The organism is Bacteroides sp. An19, assembly GCF_002160215.1.
Classification (GTDB): domain Bacteria; phylum Bacteroidota; class Bacteroidia; order Bacteroidales; family Bacteroidaceae; genus Phocaeicola; species Phocaeicola intestinalis.
The window spans coordinates 136,269-156,110 of sequence record NZ_NFKD01000001.1 but is presented as its reverse complement, the minus strand read 5'-3'; the positions used below and the strand labels follow the sequence as shown (position 1 = coordinate 156,110).

Sequence of the window (19,842 nt, the reverse complement as noted above, 5' to 3'; positions counted from 1 at the left end):
AATAGATGCTTATAGAATAGGTTGACAATAAATTTCCGAATACTTATTTGCCATAGTCGCGGCATTATAGTTGTTTTCTACATCTTTCGAGGCTTGTTCCGCAATGTTTGTTCCATTTATTTCTCCTTTTATTATACGTCTGATAATAGTTGCGTATTCTTCCGGCTTGTTACAGATAAAGCCGTTTTTTCCCGACCGGATGACATCACGGTTTCCTATTACATTGCTTACCAGACATCTCTTTTTCAAAAACATAGCTTCCAGCAACGAGATAGGCAGCCCCTCCCATAAGGAAGGTAAAATGAAAAAGTCAGAAGAGCAGAGTGTTTCCAATGCCTTTTCACGTGTAATCCATCCGGTCACTTCGATATTGGGCGAAGTTAGTTCCGGTTTCAGTTCCCCTTCCCCTATCCATACAAAACGGATTTCAGGAAGCAACTGTGCGATTTGATTGAATAAAGGCGGGTTTTTCTGATACAGGATTCTTCCGCTTGTACAGACGGTTATGGGAGTATGGAAGTTTAAGGAAGAGCTTGCGAGTAAAGGAATAAGCTCTTTCAGATTAATACCATTATTCACATAGGTACTGTTCTTAGAAAGTTTTAATGCTTCTTTATATTCCCCTTCACTACATGCAATAATTTTCGATTTCCGTTTAGCAGAAAGATATTCCAATAACCAAAACGTTTTCCGTTTTAATGCGGAACCGTCCTGCATCAGGAATGAGAATCCATGAGGAGTATAGAACACTTTCGTTTTCCTGCAAGGTATTGCCCAACGCCCGACGAATCCCGAAGCGGAAGAGTGCAGATGTACAATGTCCGGCTTGATTTGATTATAAAGCCTATACACATCCAGATATGCTTTCGGGTTAACGACTGTGCCCAATGCCCCTTTGAAACTATCAACCTTAATCAGATGGATACGCTTATCGAACAGGGTCTCTACATTTGAGGGGGTTAATGGGCGTATGCCATACGCAATGTAGACCTCATGGTCGTCTGCTTGCCGTTTAGTGATATCCATAAGGAAACTCAACACGCCTGTAGCAAACGGTTCGGCAATATGAAGTATCTTCATGCCGCCCTCCTTTCATCATTTTGGAAGGCATCACAAACTGAAAATACAAGCCTACATTTTACCCCCCCCCTGTTTACAAATATTAACAAACAAGTTCGCGTGTTGCTCTACCACACGGCTGATGTCATAATTCCGGATTACTTTATCCAATGCTTTTTCTTTCATGATTTTTGCTTCTTCTGGATGATTATATAACCAAAGTACTTTGTCTTTTACGTCTTCCGGATTGTCCACCTCCACCAATAGCCCGTCCGTTCCGTCTTCAATCAAAGTCGGTATCGCATCGGTCCTTGATGCCACCACATTTTTCTCGACCGCCATATATTCTACAATGGCAAGTCCGAAGCCTTCCCAACGGGACAACAACAATGCCACATCGAAAACTTTCAGATAAGAATAAGGCGCATCCGTCCACCCTGTCACATACAGCTTCAAATCGTTTTCTTCCGCAAAGCTTTCTACGGATTCCCGTTCTTCACCGTCACCTACGATGATAAAAACCGAGTTTGGAATTGATTCGTGGATAAGTTTGGCTGCACGGATGAATGTATCCGGTGCCTTTTGAGGGGACAATCTGCCTATCATGCCTACCACAAAAGCCTCATCCGGTATACCCAACTCACTTCTTTGTTTAGGTATTGCATTTCTGACCGCAGAAATATCTATGCCGTTGGGTATCAGTTCTAATTTATCCCTTCTGGCGATGTGGTTTCTTTCCGCCGATTCCTTTTCCGCTTCCGATATACAGACGATTTTGTCCGTCAACGGCGAAAGGCACTTTTCCATCAGCAAATACACGATGCTTTTCAATTTCATAAGCCTACCTGATATTAAAAGCCCATCCGTGAGGGTTATAGACAATCTTACAGGGTAATCCCCATGCAGCCAGCCGTCCCAATCCGCCCGCAAAACTGCTATGGCAATATACGATATCCGGACAGATACCTTTTATATACTTCCGGATGGAAAGAATCTTCCGGATAACTTGCAAAGGCGAGAACGTCTGCTGTAAGTCCATTTGCTCTACTCCGTCCACCATGCCTTGATAGTTACGCTTGTCGTAATTGTAGGAACAGATGAAGAACTGGCAAAATCCCTTTGCCTCCAGACGTGGCAACAGCATCTGCAGATAACGTTCCACCCCTCCCGCACATTCGGCGATGTGCAGGACAGTAATTCGTTGGTCCATAAAAAATAAAGAGTTTATTAGTTTGTGAGTTCTTTAGTTTTTAAGTTGAAGCATGGAAAGACATTTATGGATTTGAAACTCAAAACTAAAGAACTGGATATTTCGAAATGTATTTTAGATGCGGCAGGGCATGAAGCTAAGTCCGTAGGCCTGCGGACATAGCTTCGGAGGCTTACGGATATAGGTGTATTAAAAATGTTTTTGAAGGTTTTATTTCGAGAATGGCAAGAATTGCACTAAGAATTCATCGGGAGAAGATACTGTAATCTCGCTGAATTTGAAGTCATTCTTATTGCGAGTGACAATTACTTCACAATCAGCCTGCAAGGCACTGTAATATTGTAACGCATCTTCAAAGTCGGAAGCTTCTAACAATAAAGCTCTTTCAAAGGATTCTTGCGTCATCGGAGAAATGTTCAAGCGATTGGATAGTTTGTTCAATGCTTGATACAATGCTTTGCCTTTCAATGTTTTCCGCAAGATGTATGCCAAGTTTGCTATTGAGAGGACAGACGTGTAAAGGGCACATTGAGGATTATCGCTTAAAGCCAAAATATGCCCTGCCTGTTCGTAACCTTCACGCTCGCATAGAAGGTCAATCAACACATTCGTATCAATAAAGATTCTCATCTTACTTATTTAACAGATACGATAATCTTTCGTCCGATTCTATCTCTTGCGAATCGATACCCGAAGCGATACCGATTAAACTGCGAATGTCTTCGGGCAATTCATTCGTAGAAGAATCTTTCGTTTTAGCATTCTCTTTCCGTACGGATACTTTAGTTACCCCCTTTAAAAGACCAATCGCCTTTTCCAACATAGGGAGCAATGAATTGTCGCTGACCGTTACAATTATCTCTGCCATATTTGTCCAATTTTAGTTACTTAGTACAAAGTAACGGTTTTATTTCGAGAATGGCAAAGATTGTGCTAAAAATTCATAAGGGAAGTTTTCCAGTATAGCGAATGTCATTAGGCTTGAAATATCTGTTTATGAATCAGGTTTATGAAAGAACAGACTTTCGGATACATTTCTTCCACGTCATTTAATTCATAGTTCTTAAAATCTTCGTAATCAGCAGCCGAACGATTGTTGAAAATGATAGTATAAAAATGCCCCCATTCTTTGGGTATGATTCCAGTCAAGATAAAATGCTTGCCAAACATTTGCCTGACCCCTTCATGAGTTTTTACGCCATCTATTTCTGAATGCAAAAGCAAAGCGCTGACAGCGTAAAAACACGCATAATACATCCGGTTCATGGCTGTATTGTAATATCCATGACCTATATGGTCTTTGATTTCAACAAGTAAATCTTCAGCAGATTTCATTCTGTATACCACTATGTCAAACCGCTGTTCTGGAGTCATAACAATATCCCTTCTTTGATGACATTTTCATAAAATGGAGTAAATCTTTTTCCCCATTTACGCAACGATTCCACTATCGGATTAATTTGAATTCCGGTTTCCAATTCAATATCATACAAAGGAGCGGTTAAAGCCATTTTATCCGCTAATGTAACCGGTTCTTTATCCACTAAAAGCAATAAGTCTATATCGCTGTCTGCCCGTGCGTCTCCACGTGCTTCGCTGCCGAACAAAACAATTTGCAATCCCGGTTCATTCCGATGCAACGCTTCTTTAATTCGCGATATGATTTGCGGTCGTTTCATGTCTTTATGCCATTTAGTATTACTTTTACAAAGAAACGGTTTTATTTCGAGAATGGCAAGAAGATTGGAAAGATTCTCATATTTTCTTCCCAATGATTAATCTCGGCAATGATTAATCTTAATCCCCGTATCGTTGAATCACTTGATTCTGATGATTCACCACAACCGAATTGTCCGGCACGTCTTTGTATATCACACACCCTGCCCCTATCACGCAATTGTCGCCGATAGTCACCCCTTTCAAGATAACCACATTGCTGCCTATCCAGCAATGTTTACCTATCGTTATGGGAGCGGATGTATAGCCTTGGTCTTTGATGGGAATGTTTGCATCTTTATAGCAATGGTTATGGTCGTACACCTTCACGTTCTCGCCGAACAGTGTGCCGTCACCTATGGTTATACTGGCACGCGAAGCAAGGGTGCAATAGTTATTAAAGAAACAATGTTCCCCGATTTTTACCCCCCAATTGTCCTATAACAATATGAAAACCAGCACGATATGTGCTATTGAGAGGCATTATAAAAGACTTGCTGTAGATTAATTTGTAAAACAAAGTTTTGACCAAACAAAGCAAATGATAATATAGTTTTAATACAATCATCGTTCATTTATTTATTCCGTTCTTTTACTTGATTTAATATCCTTCGAGCCGTATTCAGCCCTAAGTAAGAAATCAATGCACCTATGCGCGCTTTCTTCCTTGCCCTTGTGTCTGCCAATACTTTCCATCTGTTTCTTTTCACATAATCGATAAGAACTTGCTTGCGCTTATCCGGATATCCTGCAGGCATTTCCAACAGAATATGCAAGCAGAAACTTAACAAACGGCAACGCACCGCTTTTTCTATCGGCTTCAATTCACGAATATGACCTTGTATCATTTCCAAAATCTTCAGGGCACTCTCTAATTTGTTTGCCTTAAAAGGTTGTCCTTCTATGCTGCTTGTCCGAAGAAGATAATTATAGACAATCCGGTTGCAGAACGCTATTTTATCCGATTGCAGAAACAGCAGGTAAGTAGTCGGTAAATCCTCATAAATCAATCCGAACGGATACCGTATGCCAGTATCAAAAAGGGAGCGGTGGTATATCTTACACCATGCAGCAGTATCGAAAAGCTCTTGATAAAACATCCTTTCGATGCCTTCCATTCTATCAAACACCTTTTCCAAATACGTAGGCTGGCTTGTTTCCGGTTCATGACCTTCATGGAAAGTCCTCAGCCAGGCTACCCCTACTTTACACTGATATTTCTCCACTAAACGATAAAGCGTCTCTACATAATCCGAACTGACACAATCATCACTATCCACAAATGTAATATAATCTCCTGTAGCTACATCTATTGCTGCATTGCGTGCATCTGACAACCCTCCGTTCTTTTTATGAATCACCCTGATACGGCTGTCCTTTTGTGCATATTCGTCACAAATCATCCCGCAATTATCAGGCGAGCCGTCATTCACCAAGATGATTTCCAGGTTGGCATAGGTCTGCCCCAAGATACTGTCTACGCACTTGGGCAGGTATTTCTCCACGTTATACACGGGGACAATTACTGAGATTAAGGGTTTGCTTGAATTCATATCGTGACTTGAAATTTAAATTGACAGAGGAGTTTCATCCTTCCAGAGAAAGATTATTTCTGTTTTTCCAAAGAAAAATTTGTTCCGTGACCATGATGTCCCGCCCATACAACTGGACAAATATCCCTACTTGCTATACAGGGAAGTTCCGATAGAAACGAAAAACCTTTCCATGTTTACTTGCCAGTGTTTATGATTGCCTCTCCAATCGTGTCTTCTGTTGAGAAAGGATGCTTCCAAGATAATTTATTGAACCGTTGACCGAGCAGATTATGCCACAATTCTGTGGAATATGGTTGATTGATGTTTTCCTCCATTTGATACACCAAGTCGTTATCAATAGGGTTGTTGTCTATTGCCTTTCGAAAATACGGGAAATAATCATAAGCTATTGCTATAGCGTAATCTACCAGATAATAATCAATCATGGAATCATATTTTTTCCAGTATTCCAAGAAGAGTTTATATATAAAATCTGTAACGTAATTATTTAAGCCCACAGCAAGTAAATATGCGGTCCATTTGTTTCCGCTTTTAACATACCGAGAATATGTTTTCGTTTGTTTCACGCTATAAAAAGGAGTATCATATGACATTATTGTTGATGTGCAGAAAACGGTGGCATCCATCCACCATCCCCCCCATTTACTTAGAATACCCATCCTAACGATATCAGAAAAGTGTGTTAATGTGATATACTTTTTTTCAATCTTCTCATAAATATAGCTGGGGATATCAATATAGGTGTGTATGTTTTCACGCGAAAGTAGAATCACCTTGTGCTGTCCCGCATGATCTTTTATAGATTTCACGCAAGCTCTTACTATGGGAGGCATATTGTTTTCTCCTTGAAACCATAGCACCCAAATAGTGGAATCATCTTGAATATTTGACATACGGATATTCCTTTTCTCATGAAATTGATTTATAACTTCACTTAGATTTGATTTCAGATATAATAAAATTTCATGATGCTTTTTTGAATTTCCATAATTTATATAAGGTGATAAGGCAAAGAGCAAAGCCTTTGTTGAAGAGAAGAAAAAACGTTTATTTTTATAATCTTCAAATATAAATTTTATTTTTCTTTGTATATTGCTCATATTGTATTGATGGTACTTATAGCCGCTTCCAACTTTTTGGAACATGCTTGAATTGTATAATTATTTTCTATAAATCGAAGTAAATCAGGTTGATGTATTTCTTTTTCCAAGCATCTAATAATAGCTTTCCCTATTTCATCTATAGATTTAGGATTTACTAATTCTGCATGTTCTTGGAAATATTCTTTAGGTGCTCCTACATTAGTTAATACAATTTCACATCCATAAGCAGCAGCCTCTAAAGCAACCATACCTACTCCTTCAATAAGACTAGGCAAAGCAAAAACTTTTGCACGTTTATAATAATTACAAAGTTCACTATCTGATATTATTCCTAAATATTGGATATTATCATGTGATTTAATGAGATTATACAGCCATTCTCTATCAGAACTTGTTGTGTAACCCGCTAAAACCAAATTAAAATGATACTTAATTGCCGCTTTTATCAGACGTTCTACATTCTTATTTGGACTGGCGAGTCTACTTGCATGGAAACAGAATTTTTCTTTAGAAGGCATTTCTTTTAATGGATCAAAGCGCAATGATAGGGGAACTAGCCTTATGCGATTTGCTTGTATGCCACACGAATATGATAAATATTCTGTTTCTTGAATAGACCTTGTTAGAAATAACTTGGCATATTTACTACCTAAATATAAATCATGAAAACGCGAAGACAAGCCAAGATGTTTTTGAAATCCCCAATATTTTACAAAAAATTTAAATATAGCTTTTGAGGTATAAGGATCTATAATAGGTGCAACAACTATATTATTATTATGCAAACTTAACGTTTTCATGATAACTCTAAACATGCCACCAAATTCAAGAACAATGATTACATCATAAACAGTCCAATCATATGATTCCCAAAAGTTTATTAAATCAACGCTATGTCCTATTTCTCTTAAACCTTTAGCCCACATTAATCCTTGAACCTTAACGCCTCCTGTTGCTACAATGGAGTCCGTGGATTTTATTATCGCTATCTTCATACTAAATCTATCTTATATTCTACATAAATTCTATCTCCATTTTCGTTGTCAACGATTATTCCCACATGAAAATCGTCAAGATTTTTATTATAGTTAGGAAAAAGTCTGAATTGGTATCTCCGTTCGTCATGCCTTTCTATTATTTGTCTGATTGCCGCTAAATCTTGGTCTTGATGATTGGATGGCAATCTAAAAGAATCCATGTTTATCCTCCACTCATGCCATTCTATCTGGTTGTCTTGCGGAATGCCTATCCTGTTGATATGTAGGATATAGCCGTTATGACGGGATGGAGCGTCTATCTCATAGACTGCTCTTATTTTCAATTTTGTATCAACCGCTTCCCGCTTAAAAGTAATATTCAATTCCTTGCCATCCGATTTTTTGCTGACCGTCAGCAAGGCTTCACACCCTTGGAATAATCGGGAAGCAATGGCAGAAGAAAAACGGTAATTCAGTCCTTCATATCCGTCTATGCTGTCCGCTTCCAATACATTTCCCATTTCTTCCGCTTGTCTGAATGTGTCAGGACACAAATTTTTGCGCATGATATTCAAGTACTTTCCTGCGGTAGAATCAGCAGCAATACCTTCACTACAAATAGCTGTGCAAACAGAAAAACAATCTTCATTATGAGCTTTTCCCCATTTGCTGATGTAAACATTATTATCTCTTCCATCCTCTATTTCCTTAAAAGCAATAAAAGGATTTGTAGAAGTATATAGTACTTGTTCTCTGTCTTGATTATAACGGAACATCCTGACACTTTCTGCATCTTGTATATAACCGTATTGCGAGCAGTCTTCTTTATCCGTCCAATTATCACTATCGTAACGGGCACGGTAAAAAGGTAAGTTCAATGGCAAATCGTATCCTAGCATGACGTTTGAGTGTTCGGTTACATATTGTTGTATATCAGCGTCTGTCACTTGATTGTCTAATAGATGAGTTCTTAATTCCTCATTGGCATTTAATAGATTGATGTATTCGTTGAGGGTCATAGTTGATTTTTTATATTTAAGAAATGAGCAAACGCAAATATTCTTTTTTCTCTTGCTTTGTTAGCGAAGCAAATAAAATGAACGGAATGCGCATGAAAAAAAACATAATTCGGAATAGAATATAGGAAAAACGAGATGCTGTTTTTTTGAAATAAAGGAACTGGCTTCTTTGTACCATCATCATTTTACGTATGTTTCGCTTATTGGTTTTCTTTATACTGCCTCCCTCCAAATGGACAATTTCTGGAGTCGGAAGAATATAGCTTGGATACCCTGCTTTTGTTAATCTATGCTGCATCTCCGTCTCTTCAAAATACATAAAGAATTCTGGATCAAAGGCTCCATATTCATCTAACAGGGATTTCCGGATAAATATATCAGCACCGGTTACGTAATCTACTTTAAACGGAGTATCCTTGATTAGGGAATCATTATCTAATGTGTTATAAGTATTTCCGAAAAGTTTGTATAAAGGATTAATAAATCTAGCAAGCAAGACCTGTCCTATTCTTGGAAAATCTGCAAAAGAGTGTGTACGCTTTAAGTTTTTGTCTTTAAGTAAGCAGCCGATTGCTCCGATATTTTTGTCACAATTCTCATAAAAATCAAAAAACAATTTAAGGGCATTGTTGCATAAATAGGTGTCCGAATTTAAAAAAAATACATATTTCCCTTTAGCTGCCTGTATGCCTACATTGTTTGCTTTCCCAAATCCTAAGTTTTGAGACTGAGGTAAAAAGCGAATATTGGTATTTTGACTGAACAATTCCACGCTTCCGTCTGTAGAGGCATTGTCTATGAGTATTATTTCATATGTTACCCCTGTAGTTTTTTCGATAATTGAATTGATACAATCTTTTGTTAATTGTTTGGTATTATAGTTTACAATAATGACAGAAACATCCATGGGCAAATTGTCGCAATAAAATTAAAAAGAATGATATAGATTAATAAGAGAATAAGGGTTTAGTTGTTCATCCCAAACATAATGCATAAAATCGTCATGCACCATAGGAGCGCAAAATACATACAACTTACGCAATATGTAAGTTATTGAAACTAAGAGCAATATAGTGTTTGTAAATGTTCTTCTTTGTTTTATCAAATATAGAATGCTATAAGATGCTATCACACAAATAAATGGCTCAAACAGATAAGAATACCTTCCCATTAATTCTAATCCGCTTGCTGTATTTTTTAAATATATTCCTACTAACATCAGATTATACACTTTGGCTAAATTTAAATTGAGGCTTACTTTATATCCAACAAGTATATAAGCCCATAATGGAACATTCGCTATTAATAATGAGATTGTAGAACGCCTTTCACTGGTAGAATTTTGCCCTTCTCCAGTTAACCACCCCGTTGCGTCGTTAGCATAAGTATCAAATCGATCAAATCCTTTAAAAAAATCAAATACAAAACTGAATTTTCCCATGATGGCAGGGTCAAACAAGACAGATAAAAGGATGGAAATAACTATTGCTGCAAAAGGCTTGAGCAAAACTTTATTATAGGTAAGTAATGCATAAAAAATCGGCACAGCAATGATTATACCAATATGAGTACAAGCACTACAAATAGTTAATAAAATAGCCAACGTTCTTTTCTCTTCTTGATATAATCTTATAGCAATTAAAAGAAAAGAAAATCCCATATACCATCTAATAAGATTTGTTGCTGTTCCTGCACAATTGAAAACAATAAAAGGGATTAAGATGTAGGTAACAGATTTATATGTTTTAGTAAAATAAAATATTGCGAAAATAAGAAAACAAGAGCATGAAGCAATAACTATTGGATATGGAAAATTTAAAAAAGCATACAATCTCCAAATAGCTTGAAATAAAACTTCATGATTTGAAGAGAAACCATGCAAATAATCATTGTATACATTATAATAAATGCACCAATCAATATTTCTTCCCCATCTTAATCCTTCTTCAATTGTAAATGCTAATATAGGTATAAATGAAAGTTTCCAATAGGAATTTATAGATTTATGTGAAATCTGTTTTCCATAATATAAGAGAATTATAGCAAGTAATAAATGAAATAAGATGTAACGAAACTCAATCATAGCTATTTATTTTATTAAGAGTTTAGTTTGATGGTAATCCAAATTCTGACGTACACATGTTTTTTCGGTCTGTATGCCGAAAATAGGATTAAAATTAGGTTGATATTTATAACTTGTTATCACTTATGCCGATGGTTGATGGTATAAGTTTTCCGTAGTAACGGTTACCTGCGACTATCTCGGCAAAGAATTTCTTGAGGTACTCCAGGATTGAATACCCTTGCAGCAACAAATGAATATAAAAACATTAGGAATATCTCTATTTATTAGATGTGTTTATGTGAATATATTTTGCCATTTTTGAGCCATGTTTTCACTTGAATAATTTTGTCCGCATTGAATGGATAATATTCTCATTTTCTGATAATTGCCATTAGACATGGCTATAGCTTTTTCTATACCTCTTTCGATTTCTCCTTCTTTACAGATTATTCCATTAATATCTGATGTTACTATTTCTTTAGGACCAGGATGATCTGTTGCTATTGGTACACAACCACAGGCCATACCTTCAATTATTGCAATACCGAAAAGTTCTTCCCATGAATTTGTCTTATGTGAATTCATTATCAGAAAAGATGCGTTACTATATAAAGGAATGAGATTCTTCAACCCTTTTACATAACCTTTATAAGTTATATTCTTATACGTTTTAACATATTCTTTTACTATATCCTCTTTGCTGCCACTGCCAACTATAATCAAATTTGCATAAGGCTTCTTTGAAAATATTGTCAATATTTCGTCTATGCCTTTAATTTCTTCTAAACGTCCCACGAATATGAATGTGTTGTCTTTAAGGTGATTGTAAGAAGCACAAATAGGAATATTGAAGGAATGATTTACTATGGAAATTTTGTCAGGTGTAGCATATTCATTTGATACTATTTCATTTTTCGTTTTTTGCGATACGGCGAAAATATGTTTAACATAATTGGTTGTAAAATATTTCCATCGTTTTAAGTTCTTTTCTGATTGCACAGGATATGCTGACATTTTACCATCCCAATGAGTATAAGATGTGTGGTAATACACTTCGTGTTTTTTTAACAAAAACATCATAACTTTTAACATAGGATTAAAGGGAGCAATGCCGATTACTATTTTAGTAGGTTTTATAAATGAAATTCTCAATAAGAAAAAGATGTTTGCTATCCACTTGCTAATTTTGTATTTTCCTTTTAATGTTTGCTTAAGAAGGGTGTATAAAGAAAATTCATAGAATTTAACTTCATAATCCTTCTGCTTTGCTAATACAACTAATGCGTTATAGTGTGAGTTTGCACCATATTCGTGAAGTACATATATTACATTTTTCCTCATAATTTTATCGTATCAATAAGATTTAAATTGAAAGCTATATGAATAAAAACAAAATGATTACCGTATTCTATTTGTTTTCAAGTGTTTGATTTTGAACTTCTCATTGAGATTCATCCTCTCATTATGCGTTATTCCAAAAGCATACACCACTAAAGCAACAATCACACACGCAATGACTGAAGTTAAAATGAATGTTCCAAAGTTTACAGGTAAAGCCTTATGCACATAGTATGCTGCAATAAAGCAAAACGTCCCAAGCAATATGTTCTTTCCTACAATGAAAAAAGCGAAGTAACGTAATTTATAAGCTGGCACTTGTCGTTTCAAAACAATAAATCTTGTGAACAAACCGACAAAAACAACGAGAACTGTTGGATACATTGCCATATAAGGCTTACCGCCAAAGTGCAGAATAATGTATGCCAATGGCAACTCACACAGCATCACGATGCATATTGAAATTTGAAAAACCTTTATTTTACCTGTTGCCTGTAAAGCCGTAACCAATGGATGTGACATAGAATTAATCAAGGCCGCAACTAATGCCAAGAATAAAAAATCGGACGTGTATTCAGGAACGGTACCCAACCATAACTTTAATAAATAATCAAGGTTTATCATAACAGGTATGGCAATAAAAGCAAGTAAAAAGAATGAGAATCTACTTCCTGCATACACTAATTTCATACTACTTTCAATGTCACCCGAAGCATATTGTTTTGTTATTTGAGGATTAAGTGCCATCATGAAATTTGTAGAGAATCCTGCAATAATTCCGTTTACCTGCAACGCAACACCTCGCGCTGCATTTACCACAGTTCCGAAAAACAAGTTCAAAATGACATTTGCCGCTTGATCTTTAAAAGAAAAGCCAAGATTACCGACAACGCTCCAGCCCGCAAACGAAAACATTTCCTTGAAAAGTTGCTTATCAAAATTGAAATGATAAGTGCATTCTTCAAAATGCCGCTTGCAGTAAACGCCATACGTCAACCGCACCACCAAGGCTACGGCAAACACCAAGACGCCGTATGTTATCAACTTGTCGTAATTGGCAACGAGCAGCAAATAAACAATGAGTAGCTTTAACGTAACCTCCAATATGCTGATATACGCAAAAGCGTTCATGTGTTCATGCGCAACGATGCACGAATTGTATGGTACGCTTAAAATAGTCAGCATAAACGTGAAGATAGAGAATTGATACACCCAGTTTGCGGCAACCATTCTGTTGGCATCAATGTTGAGATGGGTATTAATGAACCAAAGACCAACTGTTTCTGCAATGACGAAAATTATAACCGCCAACGTTGCATGAATAGTAACGGAAGTACAGAAAATTTTCTTTAGTTTGCTTATGTCGCCACGTCCCAACTCAAAAGCGATAAACCGCTGTGACGCTGCCGTAAGCGCAGAGTTAAGGAAAGAAAGCATGGCAACAATGCCACCTACAACATTGTAAACTCCGTAATCACTCACTCCCAAGGTGTTGAGTACCACACGGCTGGTATATAACCCAACCACGATGGTAAGCAACATACGGAAGTAAAGCAAGAGGGTGTTCTTGGCTATGCGCTTATTGCTGGAAGTTGTCATTGTTGACCTATAAACCTGTAAAAATGCGTATTGGCTATATTGCCAAGCCTAATTACATAATTCCAGATTGGTTGCAGTGCCTTGTCAATGAAGATGCTTATAAGCATTATCACAAAGGTATAACAGATAATCAAAAGCAAAAACGAAACATTGTCGAATGACCAATCCCTTAATACAGGAACGGCTTTGCCTATTACATTAAGAATCACAGGTTGTGAATGAATGAGGTATATGGCTAATGTTGATGACGCAAGATAGTTTATTTTTGTGGACTGCATGTGTATCTTTCCAATAATGAGGAACATCAACAACGCATTTACCAAAAGTATCGGACTGCAATAAGGATAGCTTAGTATCCATATAGCCTTGCCCATGATTGAACTTGAACCGACCGATAAGTATGAAACTACCAAAGCAAAATTTATCACTATAAAGGCTGGAATGAGACGTGAGTATCTAAATCTTTCCCAATAGGATTTGTATCTGTTCAAAGTGTTGCCTATCACGTATAAGAAGATGAAATTTGCAAGGTTTTTACCGTCTTGCAATGACGGGTCTCCATGCGATGTGCCAAGATAAGTGCTGATGAAAAACAACGAAGCCAAGAGCAGGATTCTTTTCTTGTCAGTGACAACGTTAAGGTACAGATTGATTATCGGGGCGAAAATGAAAAGGCAAATATAAGTCCGCATAAACCAATATGGAGTATGTGAAACGAAAAGTATAGTCTTTAATATTTCTTTTAAATTACCCCCCTCCGAATGCAAATAAATGTAAACAAACTGGATGGGGAGATAATATACGGCCATCATCCCTATAAGTTTTAGCAACCCTTTTGGAGTTGCTTTTATCCCAAAATATCCACTGATTAACACAAACAACAGAACTCCAATGTGCAAAGGCATCTGGATTGCTTTATAAAAGTCATTTCCGTAAAGTGGATAAAGGAAGAACAAGAAAAGATGATAAAGCACTATTAAAAACATCGACACCAAACGCATAAGTTCAAAGGAACTCTCACGCTGTTTATTAACCGTTCTTGCTTCCATACAAACTAATCCCTCCTGAATATATCTCTTGTATAAATCTTGTCTTTTACGTCATCTAAGCAAGAATCGTAACGGTTGGCAATGATCGCGTGGCTTTGTTGCTTGAACGTATCAAGATTGTTCACCACCTTGCTGCCGAAGAATGTGCTGCCGTCTTCAAGCGTGGGTTCGTAAATAATCACTTCCGCACCTTTGGCTTTTACCCGCTTCATCACGCCTTGGATGGAGGACTGGCGGAAGTTATCGCTGTTCGACTTCATGGTGAGGCGGTAAACGCCGATGACGCACTTCTTTTCTTCCAACGGATTGAAATCGCCACGGTTGTAATAGTCATAGTAACCGGCTTTGTGAAGTACCCGGTCTGCAATAAAGTCCTTCCTTGTTCGGTTGCTTTCCACAATAGCTTGTATCAGTTTTTCGGGCACATCGGCATAGTTGGCCAGCAACTGTTTTGTGTCTTTAGGCAGACAATAGCCACCATAGCCGAAGCTGGGGTTATTATAATGCGTGCCAATACGTGGATCGAGGCAGACACCATTGATGATGGCTTTTGTGTCCAGACCCTTCATTTCGGCATACGTATCCAGTTCATTGAAGTAGGAGACACGCAGGGCAAGATAGGTGTTGGCAAAAAGTTTCACTGCTTCGGCCTCGGTCAAACCCATAAATAAGGTGTCGATGTTTTCTTTGATGGCCCCTTCCTGTAACAAGGATGCAAAAGTGTGGGCGGCCTCATCCAAACGGGCATCGCCTTCCGGTCTGCCTACGATGATACGGCTGGGGTAAAGGTTGTCATACAGTGCCTTGCTTTCGCGCAGGAACTCAGGCGAGAAGATGATGTTGTCGCACTGCATTTTCTTGCGGATGCTTTCCGTGTAGCCTACGGGGATGGTGCTCTTAATCACCATGATGGCGTGTGGATTGACACTCATAACCAATTCAATCACTTCCTCCACATGGCTAGTATCGAAATAGTTCTTTACCGGGTCATAATTGGTGGGAGCGGCTATTACGACAAAGTCTGCATCGCTGTATGCCTTCGCCCCGTCCAAGGTTGCGGTGAGGTTCAAGTCTTTTTCCGCCAGGTATTTTTCGATGTAATTATCTTGAATAGGTGACTTACGTTGGTTTATTAAGTCCACCTTTTCAGGTATCACGTCTACCGCTGTCACCTGATGGTGTTGACTAAGAAGCGTTGCTATACTAAGTCCTACGTAACCAGTTCCAGCCACGGCTATTTTCATTTTCTTATCCATAATGATTTATTTTATTTATTTCAATTTCTGACTGATTTATAAACACGTTGAAAATCTATGATTTTTATGTTTTTATATTTCAATAAATCTTTAAATAAACTTGTTTAACGCTGTATATTTGAACAGTGGACGCAACATGAGTAGTATAATGTTCACTAGTATGAATACAATTATTAATAATACCCCCCCCGATAGTGAAAAATACCTAACAGACATCTTTTGTACTATCATTAAAACTGGCCAATGAAGTAGGAACCAATACATTGAGTCACGACCAACAGAAGATAAAAAACTTAGATTACGATTCATTTTATGGAACACATAATTAAATAATAATATACCGGCAAGAGCATATATATACCATAGCGGAAGATTACCTGAAACCAATGTGTTAGTCCTAAAATCTACACGAGAGGAAACGATAAAAGACATGATGTAAACAACCAAGGAAGCTGCAAAATACTTGTTGCTAAACTGCCGTTCACGCATACATACTCCCAAGCCATAAAAAAACATGGCAGGGAAGAAATTGAAAAGATAGTACGGGTGAAGGAATCCATAACCAAGCTGTCCGTTAACAACGCTAACCACACAACCTATCGCGCCACAAACAATCCAACCGTAGCCTTTACACGATTTCAATACTATGGGAGATAACGTATGCACTATAAATAATGTGACAAGAAACCACATTGATAGCTCACCTGCATTGGTTCCACCATCCCAAACTGTTTGCTTAAAAGGAGATAAAATATAATGTACCCAATTCCCATCATCATCCAGAAACAGTATAAATGCGTTTACTATAAATCCGATACACCAGAAAAAAAAGAAAGGCTTCCACAATTTTTTTAATATATGGCTAAATGCAGTTTTAACAGAAGTATTCTCTTTATGGAACATTCCTGATTTAAAGAAGAACCATGCCATAAAACAGGAAAAGACCACAGATAATACTCGATAAAAAATTGTGCCTGTCATTTCTGTAAACTGACAGCAGTGCATGAATATCATATAAATGATAAACAGGCCTGCGACATTATCAAGGTATGCTATTCTTTTTTGTTGTTTAATTTGTTCCATTTATTATTTGATTTGTAAGCGTCCGATTCTGATTTTCTACTGTTTTTCAATTCGTTAGCAATCATGCCGATGGTCAATGCCTTAAGTTTTCAAACTTTTCCCAAATATTCAATGCATACGGCACACCATAATCCTCGTATGCCTCCGTATGCTTCAACTTCTCTAATCCGTCCTTCAACCGTTGCAACTCTGCTGCTGGAAAATTCCCACTCTTAATAGAGCTGATGATTGCCTCCATCATATCTTGACAAACATAATCAGGACTGTACATGTCATCGAAATAGTTGTAATGCTCGTCTTGTACGAAGTGGTGAGTGAGGCTTTCGAGCACTTCAAGCAGGATGGTTACAGCTTCGGCATAGCTGCCTTGATTTAGCGATTCACGAATCGTTTTCCGATAGGGTGAAAGCAGTCTCGCTATGGTATCGCAATCTTCATCTATGTTGCGTTCGCTGAATATGGCTTCGATTTTATTCTTTCCGTTTGTCATACATGTATGTTTTGAAAACGTTATCTATATCTATTTTTTAGGGATATATACTGCATCGGCAGTTGCAGTATATATTCATCAGCAGTTGCAGTATATATTCAACTGGCGATGCAGTATATATTCCTTTTTCGGGTGTACTATCCTGTATGGTCTGTTCTGCCTGCTGCGCGTTCGGGGCGATGAGGTTCTGGCCGCCGTTGATGATGCAGACAAACTGGGGGTCTTCCCGCTCGTGGAGCTTGTCTATCTCATCGTGGTACTTCTAACTTATACTTCATTCTTCATTCTATAGGATGTCGCTTATGCTTACGCTCTTCGTCAGGCTCTGCCACGAATGTCTTGCTACGGTGAGGTTCAGCGGATAACCGAGACCCATTATCTCACCCAATTTCTTCAGGCTGTAATTGATGCGGTGCAGGAGGCTGTCATACTGTTTCCATTGCTCGTGTGGGGATTTTGCCGTGATGACAGGGAAAAGGCGTGCCGTGCCTTTCCTTCTGTAACGGTCTGCTATCTCCTGCAGTGCCGGCTCCCAGGGAATGGAGATTTCCTTACCGGTGATGTGCTGACGGTAAGTGAGCTGTCCGTCCTGGATGTTCTTTCTTGTCAGGCGGAAGATGTCATCGCTCCTCATGCCACGTGCATAGACAGAGAACAGGAAGATGTCGCGGGCGAAAACGATTGACGGATGTTCGCTGCTCAAGTCCAAGTCACGCATATGTTTTACCTCCGCAAGCGTCAGGCCGTTCTTCTCTTTCTTGACGTGATAGCTCACGTCCATGCCTTCGAAGGGATGGCATTCATCGGCCAGTCCGCTTTCTACGGCAAGGCGGTAGACCCGTTTCAAGTTCCGGATGTACAAGGAAATGGTATTGCGCCCTAATTCCTGATTCTTCAGCCACGTATGATAGTTGCGTATCAGCAGGGAATCGAAGTCCTTGAAAGGCACTTCGCTCTTGCCCAAATAGGCAATGAACTTTCTGAGATACATTTTCAGCTTGTTTGCGGCATCGTAACGCCCCTCGTCCTGCAGTTTCTCAACGCAGGAATTGGCGTATGCAATAAAGCCGAAACCTTCCAGCCCCTCTCCGACTCTCCCAGTCTCTCTCCAGTTCTCCTCATGAGGAGAAAGGGTAACGGCCGTCTGTGCTATATCCTTTTGCACTTTATTCTTCATTTTTCATTCTTAATTCTCGGGCTTCATGCATCCCAGAAAATCGAAAATGTTAGGCTCGTCGAAATAGATGCCCATGTCGGCGTAACAGGCTTCCTCCTGGTCTTCCGGTACGGTGTAGAGGTCTTCGTAAAGACTGAGCCGCTTGCCAAACGTGGTGGTGAAAAATGTGAGCTTTGCCGCATCCTGTTCTTTTTTAAGAATGTCGCTCCAATTGGTTTCACCGTTCCACACGGGCAAGGCTTCCTTGTTAAGCCAGACTGCAGAACCGTTTATGTAAGTTTTGTCATTGTAAGTGACAAGCTGGGCGGCAAGAGGACGGCTTTGCACATTTTCCGAAACAGGCGCGGGGAAAATCACATCACGGAACTCACGGCCGTCCCTGTGGAGTAAAGTGAGCGTGCGCCCGTCTTTACGCCCGATAACCGTGTAAGTGTCCAAGCGTTCGGAACGGATAGCATCGAGACTTTCCGCCGCTTCTTTCAACCTGTCTTTTTCTTTTCCTTCGGCAAAAGACACTTCATAACGGAACTGCCTGGACAAGGTATCCGCCAAGAAGTATCCGCGCTTGTCACGCCAGTTGAAGGCAAGGTCTGCCCACAGCATCTGCCGGGCGGTCTGCCAGTCACCCGTAAGCCTGCGGAACATCACCTCCCTGAAACGCAAGTCCGGGAAAATGTGCCACATTACCGGGTCTTCACATGGAAACCAAGCCATCATGCCGCTCATACGGGAAAAATCACCCGACAGCACGCATTCTGTCATCCATTGCCGGAGGGCACTGCAACCGGCTCTTGACACAGCTTCTGACACGAGACTGTCTACTTGTGAAGTGGCATCCGCACCCATGTCCAGGCTTTCGCACCAGCGGAACACGACATCGCCCACGCTGCGGTACCTGTATTCGTAAACACCGTCAAGCCCGACGGCAAGGGTATTCTCTGTATAAAGCAGCAGAGAAAGTATAAACTGTTCATCGAACCCCGCCGCATACTGTTCAGCCAAACGGTGCAGCCTGACGTAGATTTCATAAAAGAAAACCACGTCGCCATCCACATTCATGGACGGATGGTGGAGGCGTTGCCATCGGGAAGTAAATTCGGCTATCGTGTACATTTTATTTCAGGTAACAAGTTGACCAATTGACG

The 19,842-nt window shown here is 39.0% G+C and carries 22 protein-coding genes; all 22 read right to left on the bottom strand.

The window, feature by feature from the left end; all coding sequences use genetic code 11:
• Positions 1 to 9 precede the first annotated feature (9 nt).
• A complete protein-coding gene (locus tag B5F25_RS00825; protein WP_087246998.1) occupies positions 10 to 1,080 on the bottom strand; it encodes a glycosyltransferase in 1,071 nt (356 codons plus the stop codon).
• Positions 1,081 to 1,131: 51 nt separating this feature from the next.
• Positions 1,132 to 1,896 carry a glycosyltransferase family 4 protein gene (locus B5F25_RS00820; protein ID WP_087246996.1) on the bottom strand — a complete coding sequence of 255 codons (765 nt, stop codon included), beginning with the start codon at positions 1,894 to 1,896 and terminating at the stop codon, positions 1,132 to 1,134.
• A 4-nt stretch (positions 1,897 to 1,900) separates the two neighbouring features.
• Complete coding sequence (locus B5F25_RS00815) at positions 1,901 to 2,269, bottom strand: glycosyltransferase (RefSeq protein ID WP_087246995.1); 369 nt, start codon at positions 2,267 to 2,269, stop codon at positions 1,901 to 1,903.
• A 210-nt stretch (positions 2,270 to 2,479) separates the two neighbouring features.
• Positions 2,480 to 2,899 carry a PIN domain-containing protein gene (locus B5F25_RS00810; RefSeq protein ID WP_087246993.1) on the bottom strand — a complete coding sequence of 140 codons (420 nt, stop codon included), beginning with the start codon at positions 2,897 to 2,899 and terminating at the stop codon, positions 2,480 to 2,482.
• Between the two features lies 1 nt (position 2,900).
• The gene (locus B5F25_RS00805; RefSeq protein WP_087246991.1) at positions 2,901 to 3,137 is read right to left on the bottom strand and encodes a hypothetical protein; all 237 of its coding nucleotides are present in this window, start codon (positions 3,135 to 3,137) and stop codon (positions 2,901 to 2,903) included.
• Between the two features lie 107 nt (positions 3,138 to 3,244).
• Positions 3,245 to 3,643 carry a HEPN domain-containing protein gene (locus B5F25_RS00800; RefSeq protein ID WP_087246989.1) on the bottom strand — a complete coding sequence of 133 codons (399 nt, stop codon included), beginning with the start codon at positions 3,641 to 3,643 and terminating at the stop codon, positions 3,245 to 3,247.
• On the bottom strand, positions 3,640 to 3,948 hold the full coding sequence (locus tag B5F25_RS00795; RefSeq protein WP_087246987.1) for a nucleotidyltransferase domain-containing protein: 309 nt from the start codon (positions 3,946 to 3,948) through the stop codon (positions 3,640 to 3,642). Before B5F25_RS00795 ends, B5F25_RS00800 begins: the two co-directional genes overlap by 4 nt.
• A gap of 118 nt (positions 3,949 to 4,066) precedes the next feature.
• Positions 4,067 to 4,309: an acyltransferase gene (locus B5F25_RS22185; protein ID WP_206423519.1), complete on the bottom strand. Its 243-nt coding sequence runs from the start codon at positions 4,307 to 4,309 to the stop codon at positions 4,067 to 4,069.
• Between the two features lie 251 nt (positions 4,310 to 4,560).
• On the bottom strand, positions 4,561 to 5,538 hold the full coding sequence (locus B5F25_RS00785; protein WP_087246985.1) for a glycosyltransferase: 978 nt from the start codon (positions 5,536 to 5,538) through the stop codon (positions 4,561 to 4,563).
• Positions 5,539 to 5,714: 176 nt separating this feature from the next.
• Entirely contained in the window at positions 5,715 to 6,641 is a 927-nt protein-coding gene (locus tag B5F25_RS00780) for a capsular polysaccharide synthesis protein (RefSeq protein ID WP_162614337.1), read from the bottom strand.
• Complete coding sequence (locus tag B5F25_RS00775; RefSeq protein ID WP_087246981.1) at positions 6,638 to 7,639, bottom strand: glycosyltransferase; 1,002 nt, start codon at positions 7,637 to 7,639, stop codon at positions 6,638 to 6,640. Before B5F25_RS00775 ends, B5F25_RS00780 begins: the two co-directional genes overlap by 4 nt.
• A complete protein-coding gene (locus B5F25_RS00770; protein ID WP_087246979.1) occupies positions 7,636 to 8,640 on the bottom strand; it encodes a hypothetical protein in 1,005 nt (334 codons plus the stop codon). Before B5F25_RS00770 ends, B5F25_RS00775 begins: the two co-directional genes overlap by 4 nt.
• Before the next feature lie 16 nt (positions 8,641 to 8,656).
• The gene (locus B5F25_RS00765; protein ID WP_087246977.1) at positions 8,657 to 9,547 is read right to left on the bottom strand and encodes a glycosyltransferase family 2 protein; all 891 of its coding nucleotides are present in this window, start codon (positions 9,545 to 9,547) and stop codon (positions 8,657 to 8,659) included.
• A 21-nt stretch (positions 9,548 to 9,568) separates the two neighbouring features.
• Complete coding sequence (locus B5F25_RS00760; RefSeq protein WP_087246975.1) at positions 9,569 to 10,723, bottom strand: EpsG family protein; 1,155 nt, start codon at positions 10,721 to 10,723, stop codon at positions 9,569 to 9,571.
• A gap of 276 nt (positions 10,724 to 10,999) precedes the next feature.
• The gene (locus B5F25_RS00755) at positions 11,000 to 12,046 is read right to left on the bottom strand and encodes a glycosyltransferase (protein ID WP_087246973.1); all 1,047 of its coding nucleotides are present in this window, start codon (positions 12,044 to 12,046) and stop codon (positions 11,000 to 11,002) included.
• Positions 12,047 to 12,103: 57 nt separating this feature from the next.
• Positions 12,104 to 13,642, bottom strand: coding sequence for an MATE family efflux transporter (locus B5F25_RS00750; protein WP_087246971.1), 1,539 nt, complete (start codon positions 13,640 to 13,642; stop codon positions 12,104 to 12,106).
• On the bottom strand, positions 13,639 to 14,691 hold the full coding sequence (locus tag B5F25_RS00745) for an acyltransferase (RefSeq protein WP_087246969.1): 1,053 nt from the start codon (positions 14,689 to 14,691) through the stop codon (positions 13,639 to 13,641). Before B5F25_RS00745 ends, B5F25_RS00750 begins: the two co-directional genes overlap by 4 nt.
• 5 nt (positions 14,692 to 14,696) lie before the next feature.
• Positions 14,697 to 15,947, bottom strand: a complete 1,251-nt coding sequence (locus B5F25_RS00740) for a nucleotide sugar dehydrogenase (RefSeq protein ID WP_087246967.1) — start codon at positions 15,945 to 15,947, stop codon at positions 14,697 to 14,699.
• A gap of 90 nt (positions 15,948 to 16,037) precedes the next feature.
• On the bottom strand, positions 16,038 to 17,030 hold the full coding sequence (locus tag B5F25_RS00735; RefSeq protein ID WP_087246965.1) for an acyltransferase family protein: 993 nt from the start codon (positions 17,028 to 17,030) through the stop codon (positions 16,038 to 16,040).
• Between the two features lie 73 nt (positions 17,031 to 17,103).
• On the bottom strand, positions 17,104 to 17,520 hold the full coding sequence (locus B5F25_RS00730; RefSeq protein ID WP_087246963.1) for a hypothetical protein: 417 nt from the start codon (positions 17,518 to 17,520) through the stop codon (positions 17,104 to 17,106).
• 286 nt (positions 17,521 to 17,806) lie between these two features.
• The gene (locus B5F25_RS00720; RefSeq protein ID WP_087246961.1) at positions 17,807 to 18,697 is read right to left on the bottom strand and encodes a site-specific integrase; all 891 of its coding nucleotides are present in this window, start codon (positions 18,695 to 18,697) and stop codon (positions 17,807 to 17,809) included.
• Positions 18,698 to 18,706: 9 nt separating this feature from the next.
• Positions 18,707 to 19,810 (bottom strand): hypothetical protein, encoded by a 1,104-nt coding sequence (locus B5F25_RS00715; protein WP_087246959.1) that lies wholly within the window; start codon positions 19,808 to 19,810, stop codon positions 18,707 to 18,709.
• Positions 19,811 to 19,842 lie beyond the last annotated feature (32 nt).